This is a genomic window from Frigoribacterium sp. VKM Ac-2859 (genome assembly GCF_013204925.1).
GTDB lineage: Bacteria > Actinomycetota > Actinomycetes > Actinomycetales > Microbacteriaceae > Frigoribacterium.
Genome location: NZ_JABMLC010000001.1, coordinates 1,106,596 through 1,133,442, shown reverse-complemented (window position 1 = coordinate 1,133,442; position 26,847 = coordinate 1,106,596). Strand labels below are relative to the sequence as shown.

Annotated in this window: 27 protein-coding genes, 4 tRNA genes and 1 pseudogene; 21 read left to right on the top strand and 11 right to left on the bottom strand. The window is 71.8% G+C overall.

The window, feature by feature from the left end:
- Window positions 1-61: 61 nt before the first annotated feature.
- The 5 genes from HQQ78_RS05210 (at window position 62) to HQQ78_RS16320 (ending at window position 4,607) form a co-directional block, all read left to right on the top strand.
- Window positions 62-550, top strand: a complete 489-nt coding sequence (locus HQQ78_RS05210) for a YajQ family cyclic di-GMP-binding protein (RefSeq protein WP_056047782.1) — start codon at window positions 62-64, stop codon at window positions 548-550.
- Window positions 551-583: 33 nt separating this feature from the next.
- Window positions 584-2,050 carry a cardiolipin synthase gene (gene cls / locus HQQ78_RS05205; RefSeq protein WP_173151353.1) on the top strand — a complete coding sequence of 489 codons (1,467 nt, stop codon included), beginning with the start codon at window positions 584-586 and terminating at the stop codon, window positions 2,048-2,050.
- Window positions 2,051-2,188: 138 nt separating this feature from the next.
- Window positions 2,189-2,270, top strand: a tRNA-Tyr gene (locus HQQ78_RS05200).
- 77 nt (window positions 2,271-2,347) lie between these two features.
- Window positions 2,348-3,160: an inositol monophosphatase family protein gene (locus tag HQQ78_RS05195; RefSeq protein ID WP_159826078.1), complete on the top strand. Its 813-nt coding sequence runs from the start codon at window positions 2,348-2,350 to the stop codon at window positions 3,158-3,160.
- A 280-nt stretch (window positions 3,161-3,440) separates the two neighbouring features.
- Window positions 3,441-4,607: a M23 family metallopeptidase gene (locus HQQ78_RS16320; protein ID WP_173151351.1), complete on the top strand. Its 1,167-nt coding sequence runs from the start codon at window positions 3,441-3,443 to the stop codon at window positions 4,605-4,607.
- A gap of 80 nt (window positions 4,608-4,687) precedes the next feature.
- Here the strand turns inward: HQQ78_RS16320 and HQQ78_RS05185 are convergent, their stop codons facing one another.
- Window positions 4,688-6,412 (bottom strand): glycoside hydrolase family 13 protein, encoded by a 1,725-nt coding sequence (locus HQQ78_RS05185; protein ID WP_173151349.1) that lies wholly within the window; start codon window positions 6,410-6,412, stop codon window positions 4,688-4,690.
- A 129-nt stretch (window positions 6,413-6,541) separates the two neighbouring features.
- Here HQQ78_RS05185 and HQQ78_RS05180 point away from each other — a divergent pair, with 129 nt between their 5' ends.
- Window positions 6,542-7,486, top strand: coding sequence for an aldo/keto reductase (locus HQQ78_RS05180; protein ID WP_173151347.1), 945 nt, complete (start codon window positions 6,542-6,544; stop codon window positions 7,484-7,486).
- Between the two features lie 9 nt (window positions 7,487-7,495).
- On the opposite strand, the gene HQQ78_RS05175 is transcribed toward HQQ78_RS05180, so the two are convergent.
- Window positions 7,496-8,068, bottom strand: coding sequence for a 2'-5' RNA ligase family protein (locus tag HQQ78_RS05175; RefSeq protein ID WP_159826086.1), 573 nt, complete (start codon window positions 8,066-8,068; stop codon window positions 7,496-7,498).
- A 126-nt stretch (window positions 8,069-8,194) separates the two neighbouring features.
- Here HQQ78_RS05175 and HQQ78_RS05170 point away from each other — a divergent pair.
- The 5 genes from HQQ78_RS05170 (at window position 8,195) to HQQ78_RS05150 (ending at window position 11,570) form a co-directional block, all read left to right on the top strand.
- Window positions 8,195-8,266, top strand: a tRNA-Thr gene (locus tag HQQ78_RS05170).
- A gap of 52 nt (window positions 8,267-8,318) precedes the next feature.
- A tRNA-Met gene (locus tag HQQ78_RS05165) sits at window positions 8,319-8,392 on the top strand.
- Between the two features lie 130 nt (window positions 8,393-8,522).
- A complete protein-coding gene (locus HQQ78_RS05160; protein ID WP_159826088.1) occupies window positions 8,523-9,641 on the top strand; it encodes a type III polyketide synthase in 1,119 nt (372 codons plus the stop codon).
- Window positions 9,638-10,420, top strand: coding sequence for a class I SAM-dependent methyltransferase (locus HQQ78_RS05155; protein WP_371740361.1), 783 nt, complete (start codon window positions 9,638-9,640; stop codon window positions 10,418-10,420). The genes HQQ78_RS05160 and HQQ78_RS05155 overlap by 4 nt, the downstream gene beginning before the upstream one ends.
- Window positions 10,407-11,570 carry an NAD(P)/FAD-dependent oxidoreductase gene (locus HQQ78_RS05150; RefSeq protein ID WP_173151345.1) on the top strand — a complete coding sequence of 388 codons (1,164 nt, stop codon included), beginning with the start codon at window positions 10,407-10,409 and terminating at the stop codon, window positions 11,568-11,570. Before HQQ78_RS05155 ends, HQQ78_RS05150 begins: the two co-directional genes overlap by 14 nt.
- 55 nt (window positions 11,571-11,625) lie before the next feature.
- Here the strand turns inward: HQQ78_RS05150 and HQQ78_RS05145 are convergent, their stop codons facing one another.
- The gene (locus HQQ78_RS05145) at window positions 11,626-12,528 is read right to left on the bottom strand and encodes a UbiA family prenyltransferase (RefSeq protein ID WP_173151343.1); all 903 of its coding nucleotides are present in this window, start codon (window positions 12,526-12,528) and stop codon (window positions 11,626-11,628) included.
- A gap of 331 nt (window positions 12,529-12,859) precedes the next feature.
- Window positions 12,860-13,078, bottom strand: a pseudogene (locus tag HQQ78_RS15765) (DUF3072 domain-containing protein); the annotation flags it as partial.
- A 215-nt stretch (window positions 13,079-13,293) separates the two neighbouring features.
- Between HQQ78_RS15765 and HQQ78_RS05135 the strand changes: the two are divergent.
- Genes HQQ78_RS05135 through HQQ78_RS05125 form a run of 3 tightly spaced genes read left to right on the top strand, consistent with a single transcriptional unit; the run spans window position 13,294 to window position 15,268 of the window.
- Window positions 13,294-13,752 carry a MaoC family dehydratase N-terminal domain-containing protein gene (locus tag HQQ78_RS05135; RefSeq protein ID WP_173151341.1) on the top strand — a complete coding sequence of 153 codons (459 nt, stop codon included), beginning with the start codon at window positions 13,294-13,296 and terminating at the stop codon, window positions 13,750-13,752.
- Entirely contained in the window at window positions 13,749-14,180 is a 432-nt protein-coding gene (locus HQQ78_RS05130) for a MaoC family dehydratase (RefSeq protein WP_173151339.1), read from the top strand. The genes HQQ78_RS05135 and HQQ78_RS05130 overlap by 4 nt, the downstream gene beginning before the upstream one ends.
- The gene (locus HQQ78_RS05125; protein ID WP_371740360.1) at window positions 14,177-15,268 is read left to right on the top strand and encodes a UDP-N-acetylmuramate dehydrogenase; all 1,092 of its coding nucleotides are present in this window, start codon (window positions 14,177-14,179) and stop codon (window positions 15,266-15,268) included. The genes HQQ78_RS05130 and HQQ78_RS05125 overlap by 4 nt, the downstream gene beginning before the upstream one ends.
- A 76-nt stretch (window positions 15,269-15,344) precedes the next feature.
- Here HQQ78_RS05125 and HQQ78_RS05120 read toward each other — a convergent pair whose 3' ends face one another.
- The 5 genes from HQQ78_RS05120 to HQQ78_RS05100 form a co-directional block, all read right to left on the bottom strand.
- Window positions 15,345-15,986 carry a response regulator transcription factor gene (locus tag HQQ78_RS05120; protein WP_173151337.1) on the bottom strand — a complete coding sequence of 214 codons (642 nt, stop codon included), beginning with the start codon at window positions 15,984-15,986 and terminating at the stop codon, window positions 15,345-15,347.
- A gap of 65 nt (window positions 15,987-16,051) precedes the next feature.
- Complete coding sequence (locus HQQ78_RS05115) at window positions 16,052-17,269, bottom strand: sensor histidine kinase (protein ID WP_173151335.1); 1,218 nt, start codon at window positions 17,267-17,269, stop codon at window positions 16,052-16,054.
- Between the two features lie 84 nt (window positions 17,270-17,353).
- Entirely contained in the window at window positions 17,354-18,163 is an 810-nt protein-coding gene (locus HQQ78_RS05110) for an ABC transporter permease (protein WP_173151333.1), read from the bottom strand.
- A complete protein-coding gene (locus HQQ78_RS05105) occupies window positions 18,160-19,080 on the bottom strand; it encodes an ABC transporter ATP-binding protein (protein WP_173151331.1) in 921 nt (306 codons plus the stop codon). The genes HQQ78_RS05110 and HQQ78_RS05105 overlap by 4 nt, the downstream gene beginning before the upstream one ends.
- Window positions 19,081-19,180: 100 nt before the next feature.
- Window positions 19,181-20,383, bottom strand: coding sequence for a pyridoxal phosphate-dependent aminotransferase (locus HQQ78_RS05100; protein ID WP_056046539.1), 1,203 nt, complete (start codon window positions 20,381-20,383; stop codon window positions 19,181-19,183).
- A 233-nt stretch (window positions 20,384-20,616) separates the two neighbouring features.
- Between HQQ78_RS05100 and HQQ78_RS05095 the strand changes: the two genes are divergently transcribed.
- From HQQ78_RS05095 to HQQ78_RS05070, 6 genes are all read left to right on the top strand, one after another.
- Window positions 20,617-20,689 (top strand) — tRNA-Trp (locus tag HQQ78_RS05095).
- Between the two features lie 84 nt (window positions 20,690-20,773).
- A complete protein-coding gene (gene secE / locus HQQ78_RS05090; RefSeq protein ID WP_043592949.1) occupies window positions 20,774-21,055 on the top strand; it encodes a preprotein translocase subunit SecE in 282 nt (93 codons plus the stop codon).
- A 95-nt stretch (window positions 21,056-21,150) separates the two neighbouring features.
- Window positions 21,151-22,245 carry a transcription termination/antitermination protein NusG gene (gene nusG, locus HQQ78_RS05085; protein ID WP_173151329.1) on the top strand — a complete coding sequence of 365 codons (1,095 nt, stop codon included), beginning with the start codon at window positions 21,151-21,153 and terminating at the stop codon, window positions 22,243-22,245.
- Between the two features lie 109 nt (window positions 22,246-22,354).
- A complete protein-coding gene (rplK, locus tag HQQ78_RS05080) occupies window positions 22,355-22,786 on the top strand; it encodes a 50S ribosomal protein L11 (protein ID WP_043592945.1) in 432 nt (143 codons plus the stop codon).
- A gap of 100 nt (window positions 22,787-22,886) precedes the next feature.
- Window positions 22,887-23,576 (top strand): 50S ribosomal protein L1, encoded by a 690-nt coding sequence (gene rplA / locus HQQ78_RS05075; RefSeq protein ID WP_043592944.1) that lies wholly within the window; start codon window positions 22,887-22,889, stop codon window positions 23,574-23,576.
- Window positions 23,577-23,698: 122 nt separating this feature from the next.
- Window positions 23,699-24,235, top strand: coding sequence for a GNAT family N-acetyltransferase (locus tag HQQ78_RS05070; protein ID WP_123570516.1), 537 nt, complete (start codon window positions 23,699-23,701; stop codon window positions 24,233-24,235).
- A 55-nt stretch (window positions 24,236-24,290) separates the two neighbouring features.
- Here the strand turns inward: HQQ78_RS05070 and HQQ78_RS05065 are convergent, their stop codons facing one another.
- Window positions 24,291-25,277: an NADP-dependent oxidoreductase gene (locus HQQ78_RS05065; protein WP_371740359.1), complete on the bottom strand. Its 987-nt coding sequence runs from the start codon at window positions 25,275-25,277 to the stop codon at window positions 24,291-24,293.
- Between the two features lie 129 nt (window positions 25,278-25,406).
- Between HQQ78_RS05065 and HQQ78_RS05060 the strand changes: the two genes are divergently transcribed.
- Complete coding sequence (locus HQQ78_RS05060; protein ID WP_173151327.1) at window positions 25,407-26,048, top strand: Pr6Pr family membrane protein; 642 nt, start codon at window positions 25,407-25,409, stop codon at window positions 26,046-26,048.
- Here the strand turns inward: HQQ78_RS05060 and HQQ78_RS05055 are convergent.
- Complete coding sequence (locus tag HQQ78_RS05055; RefSeq protein WP_249407988.1) at window positions 26,030-26,764, bottom strand: YqaJ viral recombinase family protein; 735 nt, start codon at window positions 26,762-26,764, stop codon at window positions 26,030-26,032. The genes HQQ78_RS05060 and HQQ78_RS05055 overlap by 19 nt on opposite strands.
- Between the last annotated feature and the right edge of the window lie 83 nt (window positions 26,765-26,847).

The window sequence follows — 26,847 nt, the reverse complement described above, 5'->3', positions numbered from 1 at the left end:
GCGGAACCGAGGAGGCGCGCGGTCGTCACCGACCTCGTCGGTCGTCGGTATGGTGGTCCCCATGGCAGACAGTTCCTTCGACGTGGTCAGCAAGGTCGACAAGATGGAGGCCGACAACGCCCTCCACCAGGCGCAGAAAGAGATCGAGCAGCGCTACGACTTCAAGGGTGTCGGTGCCTCGGTCGACTGGAGCGGCGAGAAGCTGCTGCTCAAGGCCGCCACCGAAGAACGCGTCAAGGCCGTGCTCGACGTGCTCGAGTCGAAGTTCATCAAGCGCAGCATCAGCCTCAAGCACCTCGACGTCGGCGAGCCCTTCGCCAGCGGCAAGGAGTACCGCATCGAGGCGTCCCTCAAGCAGGGCATCGAGCAGGACGCAGCGAAGAAGATCGGCAAGATCATCCGCGACGAGGGCCCGAAGAGCGTGAAGAGCCAGATCCAGGGCGACGAACTGCGCGTGCAGTCCAAGAGCCGTGACGATCTGCAGGCGACCATGGCGCTGTTGAAGAAGGCCGACCTCGACGTCGACCTGCAGTTCGTCAACTTCCGCTAGTCACCCGCGGCTCACGACTCCGAGGTCCCGTCCATGGTCGAACCCGCCTGGGTGGCGCCGACGATCGCCGTTCTCGGCATCGTGCTCGACATCGCCATCCGGGTGTTCGCGATCGTCTACGTCCCGATCAACAGGCGGCCCCAGACGGCCACCGCGTGGTTGCTCGCGATCTTCCTGATCCCGTACGTCGGGTTCGTCCTCTTCTTGTTGATCGGCAGCACCAAGCTGCCCGCGCGTCGTCGTGAGAAGCAGACCGAGATCAACAAGTACATCATCGAGACGACCGAGGGCATGGAGCGCGTCAAGCGCGACCACCCGTGGCCGGCCTGGCTCGACTCGGTGGTCGAACTCAACCGCACGCTCGGTGCGATGCCGCTCGTCGGCGGCAACACCGGTGAGATGCACACCGACTACGACGAATCCATGGCCGCGATGGTCGAGGCCGTCGACGGGGCCCACCGCTACGTCCACGCCGAGTTCTACATCACGAGCCTCGACCGCACGACCGAGCCGTTCTTCCTGGCGCTCGAGAAGGCCCGTCGACGGGGCGTCACGGTCCGTCTGCTCATGGACCACATCGCCAGCCGCGGGTACCCGGGGTACCGCAAGGCCCGACGCCGGTTGGACGCGATGGGCGTGGAGTGGCAGCTCATGCTGCCCGTGCTGCCGCTGCGGGGCAAGTACCAGCGGCCCGATCTGCGCAACCACCGCAAGCTCCTCGTCATCGACGGCCGGGTGGCCTTCACGGGCTCGCAGAACATGGTCGACAAGAGCTACCAGAAACGCAAGAACAAGCGCCGCGGCCTCGAGTGGAAGGACTTCATGGTCCGCTTCGAGGGCCCCATCGTCGCCGGCATCAACGCGCTGTTCGTCACCGACTGGTACAGCGAGACCGACGAGTTGCTGCTCCGCGAGACCGACCCCGTGCACACGGCCGACCGGCTCGAGACGATCGACTGTCAGGTGGTGCCGAGCGGGCCGGGCTTCGACGGCGAGAACAACCTGCGGTTGTTCAACTCGCTGCTCTACAGCGCGCAGGAGCGCATCATCATCACCAGCCCCTACTTCGTGCCCGACGAGTCGATGCTCTACGCCGTGACGACCGCGGCCCAGCGCGGGCTCGAGGTGCAGCTCTTCGTCAGCGAGATCGGCGACCAGCCGGTGGTCTACCACGCGCAGCGTTCCTACTACGAGGCACTGCTGCGGTCGGGGGTCCGCATCTTCCTGTACCGCTCGCCGACCGTCCTGCACGCCAAGCACTTCTCGATCGACGACGAGGTCGCGGTCATCGGCTCCAGCAACATGGACATGCGGTCGTTCAGCCTCAACCTCGAGATCTCGGTCATGGTGCGTGGACGCGAGTTCGTCGAACGGCTGCGCGAGGTCGAGCAGACCTACCGCGCCTCGAGCCGCGAACTGTTCCTCGACGACTGGCTCGCGCGGCCCTTCCGCTCGAAGGTCCTCGACAACGTCGCCCGCCTCACCTCCGCCGTCCAGTAGTCCACCTGTCCGAGCGGTCCATCGTGGGCCGGCGGCCCGCGCGGCGCGGCCCTGAGGGCGAGTGGTCGTGAGGGGGCTCCCAAGGCTGTATATTTGTCTGGCGCCTCCGGTCGGTGATCACACGGGCTGGGCGTGCATGGCAAGTTACCCAAGCGGCCAAAGGGATCTGACTGTAAATCAGCCGGCGTAGCCTTCGGGGGTTCGAATCCCTCACTTGCCACGGTTGCCCCTCAAGAACGGACTCGCTCGTCGAGTCCGTTCTTGCGTTACCGGGCCACCCACCCCACAGGAGGACCCGTGTCCGTCACCCCGACCCCCGCCGAGCTGCTCGAGATCGCCGTCGCCGTCGCGGGTGAGGCCGCCGAGCTCGCGGCCCTCCGCCGCTCCGAGGGGGTCGTCGTCGCCGACACCAAGAGCAGCGCCGTCGACGTCGTGACGCACACCGACCGAGAGGTCGAGACGTACGTCCGAGGCCGTCTGGCCGAGCTGCGTCCTGGGGACGGCTTCTTCGGAGAAGAGGGCGAACCCGACGACTCGACCACGGGACTCACCTGGGTCGTGGACCCCATCGACGGGACCGTCAACTTCCTCTACGGCATCCCGCAGTGGGCCGTGAGCATCGCCGTCGTCGAGGGCGGTCCCGACCCGCTCACCTGGCGCACCCTCGCCGCAGCGGTCGTCAACCCGACGTCGGGCGAGACCTTCACCGCGTCGGTCGGCGGTGGCGCGTGGCTGGACGGGCGTCGCCTCCAGGTGAACGCTCCGGCCTCCCTCGAGACGTCCCTGCTGGCCACCGGGTTCTCGTACGACGCCGCACGTCGGGTCGAGCACGCGGAGGCGCTGGTCCGGGTGGTGGGGCGCGTTCGCGACCTGAGGCGCCTGGGGGCGGCCTCGCTCGACCTCTGCGCCGTCGCCGCGGGACGGGTCGACGCCTACGTCGAGCGAGGACTCAAGCCGTGGGACCACGCGGCGGGCGCACTCGTGGCCGCCGAAGCAGGAGCCGTCGTCCGCGGGGAGCTCGGTCAGGCCCCCAGCGAGTCGCTGACCTTCGTCGCGGCCCCTGCCATCGCCCAGGACCTCGCCGCCCTGGTCGTCGAGGCAGGGATCTGACCGGAGCACCCAGCGCAAGATGTCAACATGCGTCGTTGTGCGTTGTCATATCGTAGATCAACGGTGAATATCGGCGACGACACCCGAATGCGGGTAGCCATTCGTTCATCGACCGGCTACCCTGGTGAGGTCGTTATTGATCCGTGATCATCGCGTGACGCACTCCGCCAGGGCTCCTTCCGAAGGTCCTGCGCAGCTCGCGCCACGATCACCAGTGACGGCCGTGAAGACGACGGTGCACCCACCGTCCGATCCCGATCACCCCGAGGACCCATCACACGTGACGAAGTACCAGCAGATCGCCGAGCCCGACGGCGACGGAACCCCGTCGCGTCGCGCCACCGACGACCTCACGGGCACCGGTTCGCCGAGTGTCGCTCCGACCGTCCCCGTCGTGGCCGACGCCCCCGTCTACCTCACCCGTCGCGAAGCCCGTGAGGCCGAACGCCGCGCGGCCCGGCCCGTGACCGCGACGGCCTCCGCCGCCACCACGACCTCCGCCACCACGACGGCTGCCGCCGCTACGAGCACTGCGGCCCGCGTGGTCGCCGAGCCCGCCGCCGAGGCCCGGCCCGCGACTGGCCCGTCCGCGGCGACCGAGCACGTCTCGCCGCGACGAGCCGCTCGTCTCGGTGCGGACTCCGGCACCCGTCCCGCAGCTGCCGGACGCACCGCGAAGGCCCGCGCACAGCGCCCCGCGGCTCGCCTCGAGGCGCCCGTCCGCGCGCCCCGCACCGCCGGGGCGACCTTCCGACGCACCACCAAGCGCGTCACGGTCGTCGGAGCCATGCTCTTCGCCGCGTCCATGCTCGTGGCCACCTCGGTGCCCGCCAACGCCTTCTTCGTCGACACCCCCACGCAGACGGCCGCCAAGAAGGCCGCCGACTCCCAGAGCTACACGGCGACCGCACCCTCGGCCGACGGCACGGCTGGCGTCTCCCGCGACGGCTACTCGGTCACCGAGATGAAGGCCGTCTCCGAGTACGCCTCGACGAGTGCCAGCACGTTCTCGAACGACGTCGACGGCACGGTCCAGTGGCCGTTCCAGACGGGCGTGCCGATCAGCAGCGGCTTCGGCGCCCGCCAGGTCGCCAACTGCGGCTTCTGCTCGACGTTCCACCAGGGTCTCGACTTCGTCCCCGGTGCCGGCTCGCCGATCCAGGCGATCGCCGACGGCGTCGTCAGCAAGGTCGACGGCCCCTCCGGTGCCCTGGGCAACAACGTCTGGATCGACCACGTCGTCAACGGCCAGAAGGTCACCAGCGTCTACGCGCACATGCAGACCGGTTCGGTCGAGGTCCGCGAGGGCGACACCGTCACGGTCGGCACCATCATCGGCAAGGTCGGCAGCACGGGCAACAGCACCGGGGCCCACCTGCACTTCGAGATCGTGATCGGCGGCGTGCCCGTCGACCCGTATCCCTGGCTCCAGGCCAACACGAACTGAACCGTGGTCCCGCGTCCGCGCGGCACGCACGAGAAGAGCCCCACCTGTCGCCAGGTGGGGCTCTTCCGTCGTCGCCGCCGCTACGACGTGGTGGCGAGCCAGACCGTCGCGTTCGCCGGCAGGGCCGGCCCGTCGACGACCATGGTGGCCAGCAGGACCTCGCCCACGGGGAGCTCGACGGGGACGTCGCCCATGTTGGCCACGACGGTGACCCCCTGGCTGCGGAACGCGACCACCTCGGGCCCGAAGCCCTCGAGCCAGGTCAGCGTGCCCGTACCCAGTTCGTGCTCCGCACGGAGGCGGAGCGCCCGCGTGTAGAGCTCGAGCGTCGACCCGGCGACACCCCGCTGCTCGTCCCGGGCGTACGTCGACCAGTCCGCGGGTTGGGGCAACCAGGAGGCGCCCGTCGCGTTGAACCCGAAGGCCGGCTCGGTCGCGGACCACGGCAACGGCACGCGGCAGCCGTCCCGGCCGTAGCGCTCCCCGTCCGTGCGGAACCACGTGGGGTCCTGCCGGGAGTCGTCGGGCAGGTCGATGGCCTCGGGCAGGCCGAGTTCTTCGCCCTGGTAGAGGTACGCGCTGCCGGGGAGGGCCAACATGAGCGCCGATGCGGCTCGCGCCCTGGCCAACCCGAGCTCGGGGACGGGCAGCCCCTCGCTCTTCGGCCCGATGCCGTACCCCTGCGGGTTCTCGGCCGTCAGGGCGAGCCGACTGGCGTGCCGGACGACGTCGTGGTTGCTCATGACCCAGGTGCTGGGGGCTCCGACGCTCGAGAAGGTCTGGAGGGACGCGTCGACGACCTCGCGGACGGCCGGGGCGGACCACCCGGTCTCGAGGTAGGCGAAGTTGAACGCCTGGTGCATCTCGTCGGGGCGCACCCAGTCGGCCAGACGCGAGAGCGGTTCGACCCAGGCCTCGGCGACGAGCACCCGGTCGCCCGGGTACTCGGCGAGGACGGTGTGCCACTCGCGGTAGATCTCGTGGACGCCCTCCTGGCCCCAGTAGGGCGGGGGAGCGGACTCGCCCTGGCCACCGCCCATGCTGCCGGACTCGGCGGGGGGCGTGTAGTCGGGCAGGCCCTCGGCCTTGACCATGCCGTGAGCGACGTCGACCCGGAACCCGTCGACGCCGCGGTCGAGCCAGAAGCGCAGCACGTCGACGAACTCGTCGCGCACGCGGCGGTTCGTCCAGTCGAGGTCGGGTTGCGACGAGTCGAACAGGTGCAGGTACCACTGGCCCGGTCGGCCGTCGGCCTCGGTCACGCGGGACCACGCCGGGCCGCCGAAGACCGACTGCCAGTTGTTCGGCGGCAGGTCGCCGTCGGGGCCGCGGCCGTCACGGAACAGGTAGCGACCGCGGGCGGCCGAACCGGCCGGCGAGGCGAGGGCCTCGCGGAACCACGCGTGGTCGCTCGAGGTGTGGTTCGGCACCACGTCGACGATGACCCGCAGGCCCAGCTCGGTGGCCCGGGCGCGGAGGGCGTCGAAGTCGTCCAAGGTGCCGAACAGCGGATCGACGTCGCGGTAGTCGGCCACGTCGTAGCCCGCGTCGCGCTGGGGCGAGGTGTAGAAGGGCGACAGCCAGACAGCGTCGACGCCGAGCTCGCCGAGGGCGTCGAGGCGCGACGTGATGCCGGGGAGGTCGCCGACGCCGTCGCCGTCGCCGTCGGCGAACGACCGCGGGTAGACCTGGTAGATGACGGCGGTGCGCCACCACTCGTGGCCCTGGTCGGCGGTCGTCGCGGTGCCCTCGAGGGGGGCGGTCGGGGTCAGCGTGTCGGTCTCGGCCGGATCTCGTGTGGACATGAGGCCACGATACGGCAGGCCCTCGGCGCGGCATCGGCTACGGTCGTGGTCAGGACAGCCCGGAGGGGGACCTCCGGGACGAACACCCGCGACACGATTGGCACGATCCTGAACCCTGCGACCGATCTCGTGACGGCCGACCTGCCCGCCGGCACCCGGCCGTTCCCGCTCGCGCTCGGAACCAACGTCTTCGGCTGGACGGTCGGCGCCCCCACCGCCCTCGAGGTGCTCGACCTCTTCGCCGACGACGGCGGCCGCGTCGTCGACACGGCCGACGTCTACTCGGCGTGGCTGCCGGGCAACTCCGGGGGCGAGTCCGAGGCGATCATCGGCCGGTGGCTCGCCCGACCGGGCAACCGCGACCGGGTGGTGCTGAGCACCAAGTGCGGGCAGCACCCCGACGCTCCCGGCCTGTCGCGTGCCAGCATCCGTGCGGCGGTCGAGGCGTCGCTGCGCCGTCTGCGCACCGACCACGTCGACTTCTACTTCACGCACTTCGACGACGACGAGACACCGCTGGACGAGACGGTGGGCGCGCTCAGCGAGCTCGTCGACGAGGGCAAGATCCTCTGCGCCGGGGCGTCCAACTACACCGGCGCGCGCCTCCGGCAGGCCCTCGCGATCGCGGATCGCGACGGACTCCACCCGTTCCGGTTGGTCCAGGTCGCGTACAACCTGGTGCGACGGGGCGAGTACGAGCACGACGTCGCCGCCATCGTGGACCACTACGACCTCGCCGTGTTGCCGCACTCGTCCCTGGCGAGCGGGTTCCTGACGGGCAAGTACCGTCACGAGGCCGGCCGCGGCGACTCTCCCCGGGGCAGCCGGGCCCTCAGCTACGTCACGCCGCAGAACCAGGGCACCCTCGAGGTCGTCGTCGAGATCGCCGAGCGTCTCGACGTCGAGCCGGGCGCCGTCGCCGTCGCGTGGCTCGCCTCCCGCGACAACGTCATCGGCGCACTCGGCAGTGCCCGGACCCCCCGCCAGCTCGAGGGCCTGCTCGACGCCGCCCGGGTCGAGTTGACCGAGGGCGACCTGGCGTCCCTCGAGGCGGCCTCGCGTCCGCTCGCCTGACGTCCGGGGTCAGCGCCCTGCGCCGTCCCTCTCATCCGCCTCCGTGTCCGCGGCGACGGGACCCAGCGGGACGATCGTCCGCGCTCCCGGGTCCCAGCGCCGCAGCCGGGACAGCACGACCGGCCGGGTCGACGGGACGCCGGCCTCGGAGAGGGCGTCGAGGGCCCGGGCCACCTGGTCGGGCGTCAGGCGTGACGCGAGGGTGACGTGGGGGGTCCACCGACCGGGCGTGGTGTGCGGGACGTCCCCCGCGCCTCCGAGGCTCTCGTGCACCCGGGCGTGGAGGTCCAGCAGTTCTCCCGTCACGACCACGGGTCGCACGAGCACGAGCCCGCGCGGGGGCGATCCGAAGAGCAGCAGCCCGCCGAGCTCGGCGGGCATCGGCAATGCCTCCGAGAGGGGCAGGAGGCGCGGGTCGGCAGCTGGGTCGAGGTCGGGTCGTGCCACCAGGGTGACGTGCGGCGCGTTCGACGTCCCGACGTGGTCGCCCTGCGACGGGAGGCCCGCCGCGGACAGCACGCGCCATTCGTCACGGACGGCTCCGTCGGAGGCCGGGTCGAGCAGGAGTTCGAGGCTGTGCACCCGTCGATCCTGCCCCGCGGGGCCTTCGGCGGGCCGGGTCGGCACGTGGCGTCAGCAGCCCGTTCGCTCTGCTACCCTTGTCTGGTGCCAATCGGCAGCGGCCCCGGTCGCTCGCCTGGTGGTCACGCCCCGATAGCTCAGTGGTAGAGCACTTCCATGGTAAGGAAGGGGTCGTCAGTTCAATCCTGACTCGGGGCTCTGGCTGTCTCGGTCCCGTCCCGGTGTGATGCCGGCAGGGCCTGCAGCCTGCGGCGGGGTAGCTCAGTTGGTTAGAGCACACGGCTCATAATCGTGGTGTCGCGGGTTCAAGTCCCGCCCTCGCTACCGCAGGCCCGGATCTCTCACGAGTTCGGGCCTTCGTCGTCCGTACCCTCGGTGGTCACCCGCCGGGTCGTCTCCGTGCACCGAGGCGCGACCGGTGCGCCGTGCCCAGGCGTCGGGCATACGATGAAGCATGGCCGTGAGCATCCGCAGCATCGGCACCGCGGTGCCCCCGACCATCATCCGACAGGACGACGTCCGAGAGATCTTCGCGACCCAGGCCGGCCTCGGCCGCCTCGGTCAGCGCATCGTCGGCGCCGCGTTCGGTGCCTCGGCCATCGAGACCCGGCACACCGTCGTCGACGAGCTCGACCGGCGACCGCGCGAGGGCGAGCCCACGTTCTACGACGCCGCGTCGAACGAGATCCTCCGACCCGGCACGGGCGCACGCAACCAGGTCTACACGGACCGGTCGCCCGAGCTGTTCCTCGACGCCGCTCGTGCCGCGCTCGCGGCGGCGCCCGACCTCGGGCCCGACGACGTCACGCACGTGATCAGCGTGTCGTGCACCGGCTTCTTCGCCCCCGGGCCCGACTACCTGCTCGTCCGGGGCCTCGGGTTGTCGCCGTCGACCCGTCGCCACCACCTGGGCTTCATGGGCTGCTACGGGGCCTTCCCCGCCCTCGCCGCCGCACGCGACTTCTGCCTCGCCGATCCGGAGGCGGTCGTGCTCGTCGTCTGCGCCGAGCTCTGCACGCTGCACCTGCGGAGCTCCGACGACCCCGACTCGATCGTCGCCTCGTCCGTGTTCGCCGACGGGGCGGCCGCCGCCGTGGTGACCGCCCGCCCGGCGCCGTCGGGCTCCGTCGTGCTCGACCTCGACGTCCTCGAGACGGTGCTCACGCCGGTCGGCGAGACCGACATGGCGTGGACGATCGGCGACCTGGGCTTCGACATGGTGCTGAGCAGCTACGTCCCGCAGATCATCGAGCTGCACATCGACTCGGCCCTGGCACCGCTCTTCGAGGCCGGCGGCGTCGGCGTCGGCGACGTCGACCTGTGGGCCGTCCATCCGGGCGGGCGCAGCATCCTCGACCGCGTGCAACAGCAGCTCGGGCTCACCGACGCCCACCTTGCGCCCTCACGCGACGTCCTGCGCGACTACGGCAACATGTCGAGCGCGACCGTCCTGTTCATCCTCGCCGACCTCCTGGCCGGGCCCCCCGCCCCGTCGCAGCGCGTGGGTGCCATGGCCTTCGGCCCCGGGCTGACCGTCGAGACCGCGCTGATGACGCGTCGCGCGGTCTCGTGAGCGCGACCCGCACCTCCTCGGCTCCGTCGGTCGCGGTGCGGCCGCCCTGGTGGCCGGACCTGTCGCGACGAGGCGTCGGACTCGTCGAGCTGATGGACGACCCGGGCTGCGACCTCGGCCTGCTGAACGCCACCTACCGGGCCTTCCCGGTCGTGAACGGTCTCGTGGCGGGGTGGCGCCGGGCGTACCTCCGCCGCCTCCGCCCGCTGTTGTCGGCCGACGTGACGACCAGGCTGCTCGACCTCGGGTCCGGCGGCGGCGACCTCGCGCGCGCCCTGGCCGGCTGGGCCCGTCGCGACGGGCTCGCCCTCGAGGTCGTGGCCGTCGATCCCGACGAACGGGCCCACGCCTTCGCGGCGTCCTGCCCCGTCCCGCCCGGCGTCGAGTTCCGGCGGGCCTCGAGCGCCGACCTCGTGGCGGCGGGCGAGACCTTCGACGTGGTCGTGTCGAACCACGTCCTGCACCACCTCGACGACGAGGCCCGGGCGGCCGTGCTGGACGACAGCGCCCGCCTGGCGTCCCGTCTCGTGCTGCACGCCGACATCGAGCGGGCCCGCGGGGCGTACCTCGCCTACCGGGCCGCGACCTGGCCGTGGCGGACCCGCTCGTTCGTCCACGTCGACGGGCTCCTGTCGATCCGCCGCAGCTTCACCGCCGACGAGCTGGTCGACGTGGCTCCGCCGGGGTGGCGCGTCGTCCGGCAGTGGCCCTTCCGCCTGCTGCTCGTCCGCGAGATCGGCGTCGACGCCCCCGGGGGTGCCGGCCGTGCGGACGCATGACGTCCTGATCGTCGGTGGGGGGCCCGTCGGGGTGATGCTCGCCGCCGCCCTGGCGGATCGCGGCCTCGATGCCGTCGTCTGGGAGGCGCGGGTCGACGATCCGGCGCACTCGCGCGCCCTCGGCGTGCATCCGCCCTCGATCGACCTCTTCGACCGGCTCGGCCTCGCGGACGACCTGCTCGCCCACGCCGTCCGCATCCGGCGGGGAATCGCCCGGAGCGGCGAGCGGACGGTCGGCGTGGTGCCGTTCGACCGGGCGTCGTCGCGGTGGCCGTTCGTCGCGGCGGTGCCGCAGGACCGCACCGAGGCGGTGCTGCGGACGGGGTTGGCCGCGCGGCGGGACGACGCGCTCCGTCGGGGCGTGCGGTTCGTCGGGCTCGCACAACGCGACGAGGACGTGGTCGTCGAGGGGGTCGACGACGAGGGGCCGGTGGTCGTCGCCGCCCGCTTCGTCGTCGGGGCCGACGGCACGCGCAGCGCCGTCCGCGCCGCGCTGGGGGTCGACACCAGGGCCCGGGACCTGCCCGACCGCTACGTGATGGGCGACTTCGCCGACGCCACCGGCCACGGCCCCGACGCCGTGATCCATCTCGAGCGCTCCGGGGTGGTCGAGTCGTTCCCGTTGCCCGCGGGTCGACGACGGTTCGTGGTGCACGTCGGGTCGGCTCAGGGAGCGACCGCGTCGGTCGCACCGGACGACGTCGCGCGGCTCGTGTCGGACCGCACGGGGTCGCCCGTGGACCCGACGACCTCGACCATGACGAGCGGGTTCGGCGTCCGGCGCCGGCTGGCCGTCCGGAGGGTCGTCGGCCGGGTCACGCTGATCGGCGACGCCGCCCACGAGATCAGTCCCATCGGCGGCCAGGGCATGAACCTCGGCTGGCTCGACGGACACGCTCTCGAGGCCGTCATCGCTGCGGCGGTGAAGCGGAGGGGTGGCCGGGTGCTCGATCCGACCACGTTCGGCCGTTTCGACGCCGACCGTGCCCGCGCCGCCCTCCGCGCCGCCCGGCAGGCCGAGTGGAACACCGCCCTCGGTCGGCCCGTCGGCGGGGGAGCGGCTCGGGCCCGGGACCTGGCGCTCGGAGCCGTGCTGAGGGCTCCGAGCAGGCATCTGCTCGCGTCGGTCTACGCCATGCGCTGGGCCTGAGCGGTCCGGCCTCTGCGGCCGGGCCGGCTCGGCTCGCCTCCGCCGACCCGCGTGCTCAGGCGACGACGGTGCCGCCGCTGAGGGCGAGCTGCACCACGAGCAGCACGGCCGCCACCATGATCAATCGGAAGAGGGTCCGGTCGACGCGTCCCGCGAACACGAGGCGCACGCCGACGACGGCGATGCCGAGGGTCACGGCGGTGCCGACGGCGGCAGCCACGAGGCCCGGGGCCGACGAGTCGCCGCCCAGCCGGCCCGAGAGCAGCAGGACGGCCGCGACGGCCAGGGCCGCGAACGCGACGACGCCCGAGACGGTCCGTCCGAGGCGGTGGGGGAGCCCGACGATGCCGGTGCGCGCGTCGTCGTCGAGGTCGGGCAGGACGTTCGTGAAGTGGATCGCGACGCCGAACACGGCTCCGACCGCGACGGCCCAGCCGGCGGGAGGCGACGGTGGTGCCGCGGCGAGGGTGGCGACGGCGGGCAGCAGGCCGAAGCTCACGACGAACGGCACCACCGAGACCGGGGTCCGCTTGAGCCCGAGGTCGTAGGCCCACCCCGAGGCCACGAGCACGAGGTGGGCCGTGCCGGCTGCGGGCCCGAGCGCGTAGGACGGCACGAGCATCAGCACGCCGCAGACCACCGCGGCACGGCGGACGGCCGACACGCTCACGAGGCCCTGGGCCACCGGCTTGTCGGTCCGGCCGACGGCGCGGTCGCGCCCGGCGTCGAGCCAGTCGTTGGCGAACCCGATCGAGGCCTGTCCGAGCAGCACCGCGAGGGCGAGCAGCACGAGTCGGCCGAGGGGCAACCCCGAGGAGGCGCCCAGCACGACGGCGAGGACGGTCACCACCACCGTCGGCCCCGGGTGCGTCGAACCCAGCAGGGCGACGGTCCACGAGGCGGGGCCGTCGCGGCGACCGGAGCCGGCGGTGGAGACCGGGGGCTCGGGGGAGGTCATCCGTTCACCCTAGACGGACGGAGCCGCACGGCCCCGAGTGGGTCGGCCCCGATGGGGTCGGCCCCGGACGGGTCGGCCCCGGACGACGGCACGTGGTGCGGTGGGAGACGTGAAGAGGTGCACCCGAGTCGGGGGAGGACTCGGATGCACCCCGTCGCACCCTCGGCGCTCGAGGTGCAGGTGGATCAGTACCGGCACGCGCCAGACGAGGGTGCCCACGTCGAGTTACCATCCCAGACGTGACTGGAGTGTACGACTGCCACGGGTGGATCGGAAGGGGCACCGGGCCGTCTTTCGCGGATCGGCCCGGGCCCCGGGGGACGACGAGGGGTCAGGCCCCGCGGCCGGTCTTCTGCTGGAGGCGGTCGATGTGCTCGCTCGCCTCGGCCTTCGTCATGTCGGCGGGCAGCTCTTCGCCGGCCTCGCGGGCGAGGGTGTCGAGGTAGCTCTTCTGCGGGCCGGTGATGGGCTCGTCGCCGGTGACCCAGTCGTCGGGGTCCTTCGACGCCGTGCTGCCGCCGTCGGGGCGGGCGCCGCCGAGCGTCTCGCCGTGTGCGGGGGCCGCGTTCTCCTCGCGGGCCGTGGCGGCCTGGTCGGTCTCGTCGGTGGTCGTCGTGTCGGTGGTCGTCGTCTCGTCGGACTCGGCCGCTGCCGGGTCGACGGGGGTGATGTCGGGGTCGATGTTCGCGTCGCTCATGACGTGAACGTACGCCGTGCCCCCGACACCGGGCCGGGCGACGTACCCCGCTGGTTAGACTCGACCGCGTGTCCGTGAACCCTGATCTGCAAGGGCGGGTCTTCCCGCCGGCCCCGCCCTACCTCGTGGGCCGCGAGAAGGTGCGCGAGTTCGCCCGCGCGACCGGCTCGACGAGCCCGCTCTCGTTCGACGTCGAGGCGGCCCACGCGGCCGGGCACGGCGACCTCGTCGCCCCGCCGACCTTCGCCGTCGTCGTCCAAGAGGCCACCCTCGCCCAGCTGCTCGCCGAACCCGACGCGGGCATCGACTTCTCGCGCGTGGTCCACGGCGAGCAGCGCTTCTCGCTCTCGCGTCCGATCGTCGCGGGCGACGAGCTGACGGCCACCCTGACCGTGACGAGCGTCAAGACGCTGGGCGGCAACGCCATGGTCACGGCGTCCTCCGACATGCGCGACGTCGACGGGCGGCACGTGGTCACCGCCGTGTCGACGCTCGTCGTCCGCGCCGACGACGAGGCCGCCGCATGAGCGCCCTCGAGGTCGGCCAGGTCGTGGCCGAGAAGACCTACCCCCTGACACGCGACTCGTTGGTGCGCTACGCCGGCGCCTCGGGCGACTTCAACCCCATCCACTACCGCGACGACGTGGCGGCCGCGGTCGGTCTCCCCGGCGTCCTGGCCCACGGCATGCTCACGATGGGCACCGCCGTCCAGCCGGTCGTCGAATGGCTCGACGGGGCGGGCGACGACGCCGGCGTGCTCGGTCGGGTGTCGGACTACCAGGTGCGCTTCACGCGTCCCGTCGTGGTCGATCCCACCGCCGGGGCCGAGATCGCCGTCGTCGCGAAGGTGGGCAAGCTCGACGCCGAGGCCGGCACGGCGCGCATCGACCTGACCGTGACCGCCGGCGGCCAGACCGTGCTGGGCAAGGCCCAGGTCGTGGTGACGCTGGCGTGACGACCTTCGCCGAGCTCACGACGATGCAGGTGGGCGGCGAGCCCGCCCGCCTGGTCGAGGCGACGACGACCGACGAGCTGCTGGCCGCGGTCCGTGAGGCGTCGGTCGGTGACGACCCCTGGTACGTCCTGGGCGGCGGGTCGAACACGGTCGCCTCCGACGAGCCGTTCGACGGCACGGTCGTGCACGTGGCCACCCGGGGTGTCGAGCGCGTCGACTCCGACGACCACCACGTCCACCTCCGCGTCGCCGCAGGCGAGCCCTGGGACGACCTCGTCGCCTCGACGGTCGAACAGGGCTGGTCGGGGCTCGAGGCGCTCAGCGGCATCCCCGGCTCGACGGGCGCGTCGCCGATCCAGAACATCGGTGCCTACGGCCAGGAGGTCGCCTCGACGCTCGTGGCCGTCGACTTCCTCGACGACGACTCGGGCGAGTTCGTCCGCATCCCCGCGGCCAACCTCGACCTCGGGTACCGCACGAGCGTCTTCAAGCAGGGCCGCCGGGGCGTCGTCACGGCCGTGGAGTTCGCCCTCGCCGACCACGGAGGCGCGAGCGAGCAGGTCGCCTACCCGCAGCTCGCGAAGGCCCTCGGCGTCGAGCTCGGGGCCCGGGTCTCGGTCGCCGACGTGCGCTCCAGCGTGCTCGCCCTGCGGGCCGCGAAGGGCATGGTGCTCGACCCGGCCGACCGCGACACGGCGTCGAGCGGATCGTTCTTCACCAACCCGATCGTGTCACGGGCCGATGCGTCGACCCTGCCGGCCGACGCACCACGGTGGCCGACCGGCCCCGAGCCCGAGCGCCAGGTCGTGCCACTCGGTGAGGAGCCGGCCGCCCCGGCGCCCCGTGCGCCCGCCGAGGTCAAGCTCAGCGCCGCCTGGCTGATCGAGCACGCCGGCATCGCGAGGGGTTTCCGCCTGCCGGGCTCGCGAGCCGCCGTCTCGTCCAAGCACACCCTGGCCCTGACCAACCGTGGCGGTGCCACGGGCGACGAGGTCGCCGAGCTCGCGCGCTACGTGCAGCAGCGGGTCCAGTCCGAGTTCGGCGTGCTGCTGCACCCCGAGCCCGTCCTCCTCGGCCTCTCGCTGTAGGGACGCCGCCGCGCGCGTCCGACGCGGCGGCCGTCCGACGCGGCGGTGCCCGTCCGACGTCGCGGCGCAGAGAACCTCAGCGGCGCGGCAGGTGGCCGAGTTCGAGCGCCAGCGTGACGGCGCGCGTCCGGTCGTTGACGCCGAGTTTCTCGAAGACGTGCAGCAGGTGCGTCTTGACCGTCGCCTCGCCGACGAACAGCCGGCGTCCGATCTCGCGGTTCGAGCAACCCTCCGCCACGAGGGCGAGCACGTCGGTCTCGCGAGGACTCAACGGGGTCGGGCGCGGCACGGGCTCGGCGCCGCTGCGTGCGCGGCCGACGAGACGGGCCGCCATCGCGGGGGCGAGGGCCACCTGTCCCGCGACCACGGCTCGGAGGCCCGCCACGAGCTCGTCCTCCGGGGAGGCCTTCAGCAGGTAGCCGCTCGCCCCCACCTCGATCGCCCGCAGGATGCTGTCGTCGGACTCGTAGGTGGTGAGCACGACGACCTTGGTCGTCGGGTGACGTGCCAGGACGGCCTCGGTCGCCTCGACACCGTCGAGGCCGGGCATGCGGAGGTCCATCACGATCAGGTCGGGCTCGAGCGAGTCCGCCAGGGCGGCGGCCTCGGAGCCGTCGCTCGCCTGCCCCACCACGACGAAGTCGTCCGTCGTCGCGAGCAGGGCGGCGATGCCCTGCCGCACGATCGGATGGTCGTCGGCCACGAGCGTGCGGTGCACGGGCGATCCCGCCGGCGACGCGCCGGGCCCGGTCGACGTCGCACCCTCGTGCGCGGGCCCCGCGGTCACGGGGTCACCACCGCGGCGCGGGGGACCTGCGCGGTGACGACCGTCCCGTCGCGGTCCGACGAGACGTCGAGGCGGCCACCCGACAGCTCGAGCCGCTCGCGGAGACCGTCGAGGCCGAACCCGGTCGATGCGACCGCCGTGTCGAACCCGGTGCCGTCGTCGGACACGACGAGCACGGCCGTCCCGTCCGTCGCCGTGAGCGTGACCCGCGCCGACGTCGACGCACTGTGCTTGCGGACGTTGGCCAGCGCCTCCTGGGTGCACCGCACCAGCACGACCTGCAGGTCGCGGGGCAGGTCGACCTCGACGGCGTCGACCGTGATCCCGATTCCGCTCTCCCGCTCGAAGCGCGCGCCGAGGCGATGGAGGGCGGCCGCCACGTCGGTGCCCGCCGGTCCGGTGGACGCGGTCGCCGCGACGAGGGTGCGCGCCTCGGTGAGGGCCTCGCGGGCGGCTGCCTCGATCACGTCGAGCCGTTCACGGGTCGTCGTCAGGTCGCCCGCCGCGAGGGCTCCGCGGGTCTGCTGCGCGAGCATGACGACTCCGGTGAGGCTCTGGGCGATCGTGTCGTGGATCTCTCGGGCCAGGCGCTCGCGTTCGGTGCTCGTGCCCGCGTCGCGGTGCCGCGCGGCCAGTTCGGCCTGGGCCTCGCGCAGCTCGTCGAGCAGCCGGCCGCGTTCGACCCCGACCCGGGCGATCGTGGTGATCCACATCCCCAGCGCGATGCTGAAGACGAGCGAGAGGCCTTCGCTGGTGGCGGCCGTCGCGAGGGCCTCGGCCGACCACCCCAGGCTGACGACGAACCCGATCGAGATGGCGACGCACAAGCAGACGTTGGCGACGATCGCGGACCGGGTGCCGGGGAGCAGCGTCCAGATCAGCGGCATGAGGAAGGCCTGCACGACCGCGAGTTCGGGGGTGGCGGCCACCGTGACGCCGCCCACCACCACGAGCGCGGCGACGGCCGTCACGGTCGGGAGCGACAGCAGCGCGTCGGCGCGACGCACCACGGGCCGCGCGAGGGCGAACCACGTGAGCACCAGCAGCCCGACGGCGACGAACGAGGCCGTGACCCGGCCGCTCGACGAGGTCGTGGCCAGGACGACCATCACCACGACCGTCATCGCGAGGCCGGCGTCCCACCAGCGCATCGAGATGGCGGTGCCCGACCGGGCGGAGGCCGCGGCCTCCGCCCGGTCACCGGTGTCGTCCATGTCGATCACGCTAGTGGCAGCCGCGGGCCGGCGAGGCCGTCGTGGTCGTCGCCGATCGGGCGGGGGACGGTGGCCGTCCACGGGTCAGGTGTCCTTCCTGATCCACCGGAAGGTCAGCAGCGAGGCGACGGCGCCGGCGACGAGCCAGACCGCCAGCCAGAGGGCGACGCCGGGCAGGTCCCACGATCCGCCGGCCTCGGCGGCCGAGAACGTGTCGGGCAGGAACACGCTGCGCATGCCCTGCACCAGCCACTTCAACGGGAACACCGAGGCCACCGACTGCAGCCAGTCGGGCAGCTGGGTGAACGGCAGGTAGACACCCGAGATGAACTGCAGCACGAGCGTGATCGGGACGATCACGGCCGTGGCGCTCTTCCCGCTGCGGGGCACGCGCGAGAGGGCGATGCCGACCAGTGCCGACGTCGCGATGCCGAGCAGGTAGACCCAGGCGAGCGTCAGCCACGACCCGGCGTCGGTCGGCAAGGGCACGCCGAAGAGCACCCGGGCCACCAGCACGAGCAGCGCCACCTGCAGCAGGCTCGTGACGAGCACCTGGCCGAACTTGCCGACGAAGTACGACCCGACCGGCAGGGGCGTCCCCGAGAGTCGCTTGAGGGTGCCGTCGCCACGCTCGAGGGCGATGTCGACGGCGAGGTTCTGCACGCCCGAGAGCAGGATGCCGGCCGCGATCATGCCCGGCAGGTAGAACGCGGCGGCCCCCACCTCGGAACCGTCCGGCCGCGTGCCGAACGAGCCCGAGGCGCTGAACGCCGTGGAGAAGATCGCGAGCATCACGACCGGGAACAGGAACGTGAAGAAGACGGTGTCGCCGGCCCGGAAGTACCCCCGCACCTCGTACCGGGTGCGGCTCAGGCCGAGCGAGAGCGTCCTCACGAGGTCACCCCGGACGAGGAGGCGCGCTGCGCGTCCCCGGCGTCCGTCGCGCCCCGTGTTCCGTCCGCCACGTGCTCGGCGGTCGCGACCAACCCGAGGTACACGTCCTCCAGCGACGGCCGGATCACCTCGAGCGAACGCGGTTCGCCTCCGCGGGCGTGCAGGTCGGCGACCAGGGCGCCCGGTGCGGAGGTGCGGACGTCGTGCCGTCCGTGTTCGTCGAGCCAGGTCACGCGAGGGGTGCGCGCCTCCTCGTCCCCGAGCTCGTCGGGTCGCCCCTGGGCGACGAGCCGGCCCTGCGCGATCACCGCGACGCGGTCGCTCAGCTGCGCCGCCTCGTCGAGGTAGTGGGTGGTGAGGACGATGCTCGTCCCGTCGTCCGACAGCGACCGGATCAACTGCCAGAACTGTCGGCGGGCCTCGGGGTCGAAGCCCGTGGTCGGTTCGTCGAGGAACAACAGCTCGGGGCCGCCGACCACACCGAGCGCGACGTCGACGCGTCGTCGCTGCCCCCCGGACAGCGACCGGATGCGTGCCCCGGCCTTCGCCTCGAGGCCGACCGCGGCGATCACCTCGTCGACGTCGCGCGGGTTCGGGTAGAAGCCGGCGAAGTGGGCGATCTGCTCGCGCACCGTGGCCGTCCCCTGTTCGCCGGAGGTCTGCAGGACGATGCCGAGGCGCGCCTTCCAGTCGAGGCCGGCGTGCTGCGGGTCGGCGCCGAGCACCGACACGTCGCCGCCCGACCGGTCGCGGTAGCCCTCGAGGATCTCGATGGTGGTCGACTTGCCGGCGCCGTTGGGGCCGAGCAGGCCGAGGGTCTCGCCCGCGGCCACCTCGAACGAGAGGCCGTGCAGAGCCGTGGCGGTGCCGTAGGTCTTGGTGAGGTCGTGCACTCGCACGACGGGTTCGGGGGTCATGGCTCCAGCGTGCGCCGTGGCGGCTCCGCGCACCAGGCCCGACCGGTCGAGGCCGGGTCCACCGATCGGTGGACCCGGCCTCGGGACGGGGGTCGCGGCCTCAGGCGAACAGTCGTTGGAGGCGGCGGACGCCCTCGAGCAGCTCGTCGTCGCCGAGGGCGTAGGACAGCCGGAGGTACCCGCTGGGCCCGAAGGCCTCACCGGGCACGGTGGCGACGTCGGCCTGTTCGAGGATGAGGTCGGCGAGTTCGAGCGACGTGGTGGGCGTGACGCCTCCCCACTCGCGACCGAGCAGGCCCTGTACGTCGGGGTAGACGTAGAAGGCGCCCTCGGGGGTGGGGGTGACGACGCCGTCGATCCGGTTGAGCTCGCGGACGATGGTGCTGCGTCGGGCGTCGAAGGCGACCCGCATGGCCTCGACCTCGTCCTGCGGCCCGGTGAGGGCCGCGAGGGCCGCTCGCTGCGACACGTTCGAGACGTTCGAGGTGAGGTGCGACTGGAGGTTCGCGGCACCCTTGACCACGTCGGTCGGGCCGATCATCCAGCCGACCCGCCACCCGGTCATCGCGTAGGTCTTGGCCACGCCGTTGACCAGGATCGCCTGGTCGGCCAGCTCGGGCACGGCCTCGGTGATCGAGACGGCCGTCACCCCGTCGTAGGTGAGGTTCTGGTAGATCTCGTCGGTGATCACCCAGACGCCGGCCTCGAGGGCCCAGCGACCGATCGCCTCGACCTCGTCGGGTGAGTAGACCGCGCCCGTCGGGTTCGACGGCGAGCAGAACAGCAACACCTTCGTGCGCTCGGTGCGGGCGGCCTCGAGCTGGTCGACGGTGACCTTGTAGCCCTGGTCGGCACCGGCGAAGACCTCGACGGTGACTCCGCCGGCGAGGGCGATGGCCTCGGGGTAGGTCGTCCAGTAGGGCGACGGCAGGAGGGCTTCGTCGCCGTCGTCGAGCAGCGCCTGGAAGGCCTGGTATACGGCCTGCTTGCCACCGTTCGTGACGATCACCTGCGACGTCGACACCGTGGTGCCGCTGTCGCGCAGGGTCTTCTCGACGATCGCCTCGCGCAGTTCGAGCAGGCCGGCCGCGGCCGAGTAGCGGTGGTTGCGCGGGTCGCGGGCGGCGACGACGGCCGCGTCGACGATGTGGTCGGGCGTGGGGAAGTTGGGCTCGCCCGGGCCGTAGCTGATGATCGGTCGGCCCTGCGCCAGCAGGGCCTTGGCCTTCGCGTCGACGGCCAGCGTGGCCGATTCGGCGATCGACGAGATACGGGACGAGAGACGGCGCGCGGTCGGGGTCACGCGGGTCAGCCTAGCGGGGGTGTGACCGGCCCGGACGGGTGCGCCCGCCGGCGGTCCGTCGGACCCCGCGGCGCCCGGCTTTGCACGCGCCCGCCGCTTCGCCTACACTTGACGAGGCGATCGAATGCGCCAAGCTTCAGCGCGCCTCTGCAGTCCGGTTCACCAACAGCCGACTGAGAGAGGCAGGGCCTCCGGGTCCGACCGAGAGGTCATCTGAAGGGCGTCGATCCCATAGGGCGGTGGCTCAATTGGTAGAGCAGCGGTCTCCAAAACCGCAGGTTGCAGGTTCGAGTCCTGTCCGCCCTGCAGCCCGGCTGTGTTCTTCATGACACGGTGATCACACACAGATACGGACACAGGCCCACGGGCCGAGCTCGGAAGGTCGGAACAGTGGCGAGAAAAGACGTTGACGTCCCCAGTGAAGACGTCGTCGAGAAGGCGAAGAGCGACGGTGCGACGCGCCGCAGTCCCTTCGCCCGCATCGCGTTGTTCATCCGCCAGGTGATCGCCGAGCTCAAGAAGGTCGTCACGCCGACCCGCAAAGAGCTGCTCAGCTACACCGGCGTCGTCCTGGTCTTCGTGGTCATCATGATGGCCCTCGTCTCCCTGCTCGACCTGGTGTTCGGCACCGGCGTCGGCTACGTCTTCGGCAACGGCCCGACCGGCAGCTGACGCGTCACCCACCGGCCGACTCCCCGAGCACCACGTGAGCGGGTCCCGTGCCACCGAGCACGAGCACCCGACAACCCCGATCGAAAGAAGAACCCTTGCCTGACAACGAGCGCGACGACATCGACCTCGCCACCGCTGCCGAGCAGTCCTCCGAGGTCGAAGAGGCCCAAGAGGGCGGCACGCTGGCCGCCGACGAGGACGCCGTCGAGCCCGCCGAGTCCGAGGCCCTCTCGGTCGTCGACGAAGGCGACTCCGGTTCGACCGACACGAGCGACCTCGACGGCCTGCTCGACACGCTGGCCGAGGCACGCGACCCCGAGGCCGACGCGATCGTCGACGACGCCCTCGACATCGACGACGAGTTCGAGGCCGAGGCCGCCGTCGAGGCCACCGACGACGAGGCCGACTCCGAGGCCGAGCAGGCGGCCGACGAGGGCGACGCCCCCGCCGCGAACGCCGTCATCGCCGAGGCCGAGCAGTCCGTCCAGGACGCCGACGCCGAGATCGCGCACGACGACGTCGACGTCGACGTGTCCGCCACCGAGGTCGAGGACGACGAGCCCGCCGAGGTCGACCCCTACGAGGCCTTCCGTTACGAGCTGCGGGGCAAGCCCGGCAAGTGGTACGTCATCCACTCGTACGCCGGCTTCGAGCGCCGCGTGAAGCAGAACATCGAGAACCGCATGGTCTCGATGACCATGGAGGACTACATCTACCAGGTAGAGGTCCCCATGGAGGACGTGGTCGAGATCAAGAACGGGCAGCGCAAGCTCGTCACCCGCGTCCGCATCCCCGGCTACGTGCTCGTGCGTCTCGACCTCAACGAGGACAGCTGGTCCGTCGTCCGCCACACCCCCGGCGTCACGGGCTTCGTGGGCAACGCCCACAACCCGACGCCGCTGCGTTTCGAAGAGGCCTTCAACATGTTGAAGAGCCTCGTCCAGGTCGACACGACCCCGGCGCCCGCCAAGGGCGGCGCCAAGGGTGGCAAGCAGGCCCAGCGGGTCATCCCCGCCGAGGTCGACTTCGAGATCGGCGAGACGATCACGATCAAAGAGGGGTCGTTCGCCGGACTTCCCGGTACGATCAACGAGATCAAGCCCGAGAGCGGCAAGCTCACCGTGCTGGTCTCGCTGTTCGAGCGCGAGACGCCGGTCGAGCTCAGCTTCGACCAGGTCACGAAGCTCTAGCAGGCACCCACCCCCCCAGGTCTACAGATCACCGGAGTCCGCGCCGCGGGCCACCGGGAGAGCAGGTCGCGACCGCGATCGGTTCGAACCCCACAAGAAGGAAAGAACAATGGCACCGAAAAAGAAGGTCACGGGTCTGATCAAGCTTCAGATCAACGCCGGCGCCGCGAACCCCGCCCCGCCCATCGGCCCGGCCCTGGGTCAGCACGGCGTGAACATCATGGAGTTCTGCAAGGCGTACAACGCGGCGACCGAGTCGCAGCGCGGCAACGTCGTCCCCGTCGAGATCACGGTCTACGAAGACCGCTCGTTCACGTTCATCCTCAAGACCCCGCCCGCCGCCGAGCTCATCAAGAAGGCCGCCGGCGTCGCCAAGGGTTCGGGAACCCCGCACACCACCAAGGTCGGCAAGCTGACCATGGACCAGGTGCGCGAGATCGCGACGACCAAGCAGGCCGACCTGAACGCCAACGACATCGACGCCGCGGCGAAGATCATCGCCGGCACCGCCCGTTCCATGGGCATCACGGTCGACGCCTAAGCAGCACCCCTCCGTGCAGGCGACCCGCCTGCACGACCCTGACATCAGTGGGAGAGCCGGCCAGGCTCGCAACCACGTCCCCAGTACGAAGAGGTCCAACATGGCTCAGAAGTCCAAGGCGTACCGCGCCGCTGCCGAGAAGATCGAGGCAGGCAAGTTCTACAGCACCAGCGAGGCCGTGGCCGTCGCTCGCGAGACCGGCTCGAAGAAGTTCGACTCGACCGTCGAGGTCGCGCTCAAGCTCGGCGTCGACCCCCGCAAGGCCGACCAGATGGTGCGCGGCACCGTCATCCTGCCGCACGGCACGGGCAAGACCGCCCGCGTCATCGTGTTCGCGACGGGTGCCGCCGCCGAGGCGGCCATCGCGGCGGGTGCCGACGAGGTCGGTGGCGACGAGCTCATCGAGAAGGTCGCGGGCGGCTACACGTCGTTCGACTCGGCCGTCTCGACCCCCGAGCTCATGGGAAAGGTCGGTCGTCTCGGAAAGGTGCTCGGCCCCCGTGGCCTCATGCCCAACCCGAAGACCGGCACCGTGACCCCCAACGTCGCGCAGGCGGTCAACGACATCAAGGGCGGAAAGATCGAGTTCCGTGTCGACAAGCACAGCAACGTGCACTTCGTCATCGGCAAGGCCGGCTTCTCGGAAGAGCAGCTGAACACCAACCTCGACGCCGCCCTCGAAGAGGTCGTCCGCCTCAAGCCGTCCTCGTCCAAGGGCCGCTACATCACCAAGGGCACGCTGTCGACGACCTTCGGTCCCGGCATCCCCCTCGACATCAACGTCTTCTAGGTCCTCCGACCTCCCAGGCACTGCGTCGCCCGAAGGCCGTCCCACTCTCGAGTGGGGCGGCCTTCGTCGTCGGCTCCCGTCCGTGGTCGGGCGAGGAGGCGCGGGTGGGGCACCATGGGCAGATGACCGTCACCGTGCGCCCCGCCCTCCCGACCGACGCCCCCCTGCTCGCCGAGGTCGCCGCGGTGACCTTCCCGCTCGCCTGCCCGCCCGGGTCGGACCTCGCGGACATCGCCCGGGTCGTCACCACGGTGCTGTCCGAGGAGGCCTTCTCGCGCTACCTCGCCGACGACACCCGGACCGTCCTGCTGGCCGTCGACCCCACGGCCCGGGGGGCCCTCGGCTACAGCATGATGATCGCGGGAGATCCCGAGGACGCGGACGTCGCCGCAGCCGTCTCGTCCCGGCCGACCGTCGAGCTGAGCAAGTTCTACGTCATGCCGCAGGGGCACGGCACGGGGGCGGCCTCGACCCTGATGGCCGCGACCCTCGAGGCAGCCCGCGCGACCGGCGCCTCCTCGGTGTGGCTCGGGGTCAACCAGCAGAACGAACGGGCGCTGCGTTTCTACGCCAAGCACGGACTCGTGCAGGTCGGGACGAAGACCTTCGCCCTCGGCGACGACCTGCAGCAGGACTTCGTCCTCGAGCGTCGGATCTAGGCGGGGTCGCTTCGGGCCACGGCGGCCGGTCCGGAGGCCGGGTCCGGAGGCCGGGTCAGGCGGCCTCGGTGTCGTCGGTGACGCGCAGCACGAGCTTGCCGCGGGTGTGCGACCGCTCGAGGCGAGCATGGGCGTCACGGGCGTCGACCAGGTCGTAGACCTCGTCGACGTAGACCCGGACGTCGCCCGAGTCGAGCAGTCGCGAGATGACCGCCAGCGTGGCGCCGTCGGGGGAGACGGCGAACCCGGTCGACCGGACGCCTGCCTGCGCGGCCTTCTCGGCGAAGGCGGCCCCCGAGGCGAGCGGTGCGTGGATGGCGAGCCCTCCGGGTCGGAGCAACCTCAGCGACCGGTCGGCCTCGACGTCGTCGTCGACCAGGTTGAGCACGACGTCGACCTGACGGACGCTGCGGTCGACGTCGGCCGCGCCGTAGTCGACGACCTCGGCGGCACCGAGCTCCCGCAGCCAGGCCGAGTTGGCCTGTGAGCCGGTCGCGACGACGTGTGCGCCGAAGTACGAGGCGAACTGCACCGCGAAGTGCCCCACCCCGCCCGCGCCGGCGTTGATGAGGAGGCGCTGGCCCTCGTGGGCCTTGGCGACGTCGACGACCATCCCCCAGGCCGTGAGCGCCGCGAGGGGCACCGCGGCGGCTTCGAGGTGCGACAGGGTGGTGGGCTTCCGGGCCACCGACAGCGACGGGACGCTGATGTACTCGGCGTAGCTGCCACCGGAGCGCGGGCACGGGGCCATGCCGTAGACGGCGTCGCCCGGACTCAGTGGATGCGCCGCGTAGGGCGTCTCGACGACGACGCCGCTGAAGTCGTGGCCCAGCACGGCCGGGAACGCCGGGATGGCGTCGCTGTCGCCGCGACCGGCCCGGGTCTCCAGGTCGAAGCGGTTGACGCCGGCGGCGACGACGCGCACGAGCACCTCGGCGTTGACCCGTCGCGGGTAGGGCACGTCGGCGGCGACGAGCTGTTCGGGCCCGCCGGTCCGCTCGATCACCATCGCCCGCATCGTCGTCTGCATCGTCGTGTCCATCGGCGGCCCCTGTCGGCTCGTGTGCGCCGTGGCTCCGGCGCGGTGGTCAGGTCAGTCAACGGGACGGATGAGTCACCCGTGTTTCGCGGGTGTCACCGAGAGGGAAACGATGATGGGTACGGTGTGGACATGAGAGCATCGGTCGCCGTCCTGCGCGTCGCGGCTGCGGTCGCGGTCCTCGTCGCCGTCGTGGCCCAGTGGGAGAACAGCCTGCGCGACCCGGGGTACCGGTTCGTGGACTTCTTCGGGTACTTCACCATCCAGAGCAACCTCATCGTGCTGCTGGCCCTGGCGATCGGGGCGATCACGGTGCTGCGCCGGACGACGCCGCCCCGGTGGACGGTCGCGGTGCGGGCGGCGGCGACCACGTACATCGCGTTGACCGGGCTGGTCTTCAACCTGCTGCTGGCGGGCTTGCCCTCGAACGACCCGTACACCGTGGGGTGGGCGAGCGACGTGTTCCACCGGGTGATCCCGCTCTACGTCGTGCTCGACTGGGTGCTCTTCGCCGACCGCGACCGCCAGCCCTGGCGGCGGTTGTGGCAGTTCCTGGCCTTCCCGTTGATCTGGGTGGTCGTCGTCCTGGCTCGGGGCGCCGACTTCGTGCCGTACCCCTTCCTCGACGTGGCGACCCTCGGCGGGGGCGTCGTGGCGCTCTGGTGCGTGGGCATCGCCGTCGCGGTCGCCCTGATCGGGGCGCTCGTCGTGGCGGCGTCGCGCCTGCGCCTCGTCGACCCGGATCGGCGCGTGACTCAGCGCAACGGATCGTAGGGCGGGGGTTCGTAGGCCTCGTAGGCGTCGGGCGGTGGCGGCGCCGACGCCCGACCGCCCGGCGCGAACGGGTCGACCGGCGCCTGTCGTGCGAGGGTGTCGAGCACCTGGTCGGCGAGGGCCACGAGACGGTGGATCTCGTCCTCGTCCCGCTCGACCCAGCGGCACTGCGGGTCACCGTGCAGGGGCACGAAGTCGGTGTGCTGCTCCCACACCACGAGGGTGCGCTCGGCGCCGAGCACGTACTGCTGCCAGGCCACCTGACGCAGGTACGAGCGGGGGATCGACGACCAGGCCTTCTTCGTCGTCTTGATCTCGCACAGCTCGACGGTGCCGTCGGTGCGGACGGTCACGCCGTCCGGGGTGGCCAGGTGTCGGCGCTGACCCGCGGCGTGGAAGAGCTTCTGGCTGGACTCGATGCCGTGCCTCTGCAGCACCCACCGGGCGATCTCGGGCTCACGCGCCCGCCCGTGGTCGGTGTAGGCGTTGCCGCCGAAACCGTTGCCGTACAACTTGTCGAGCACGACGGCCTGCACGGCGCGCGGGCTCGAGAGTCGGGCGACGTCGGTGGCCGTGATGCCCTGGCTGCGAGCCCGCAGCCATGCGATGCGGTCCGACGAGTCGGCCAGCACGCGCGTCAGGTGCGCAGGAGGCGCGGCGGGGGTCGTCGGCTCGTCGTCGTCCCACAGGGCGAGCATGGGTTGGACGACGGTCATGGTGACCATTCTCCCTCGCCGGGGGCGCGAGGACGACACCCGCGCCTCCTCGTGTCGCGGCGGAGCGGCGAGCACCGGGAGCC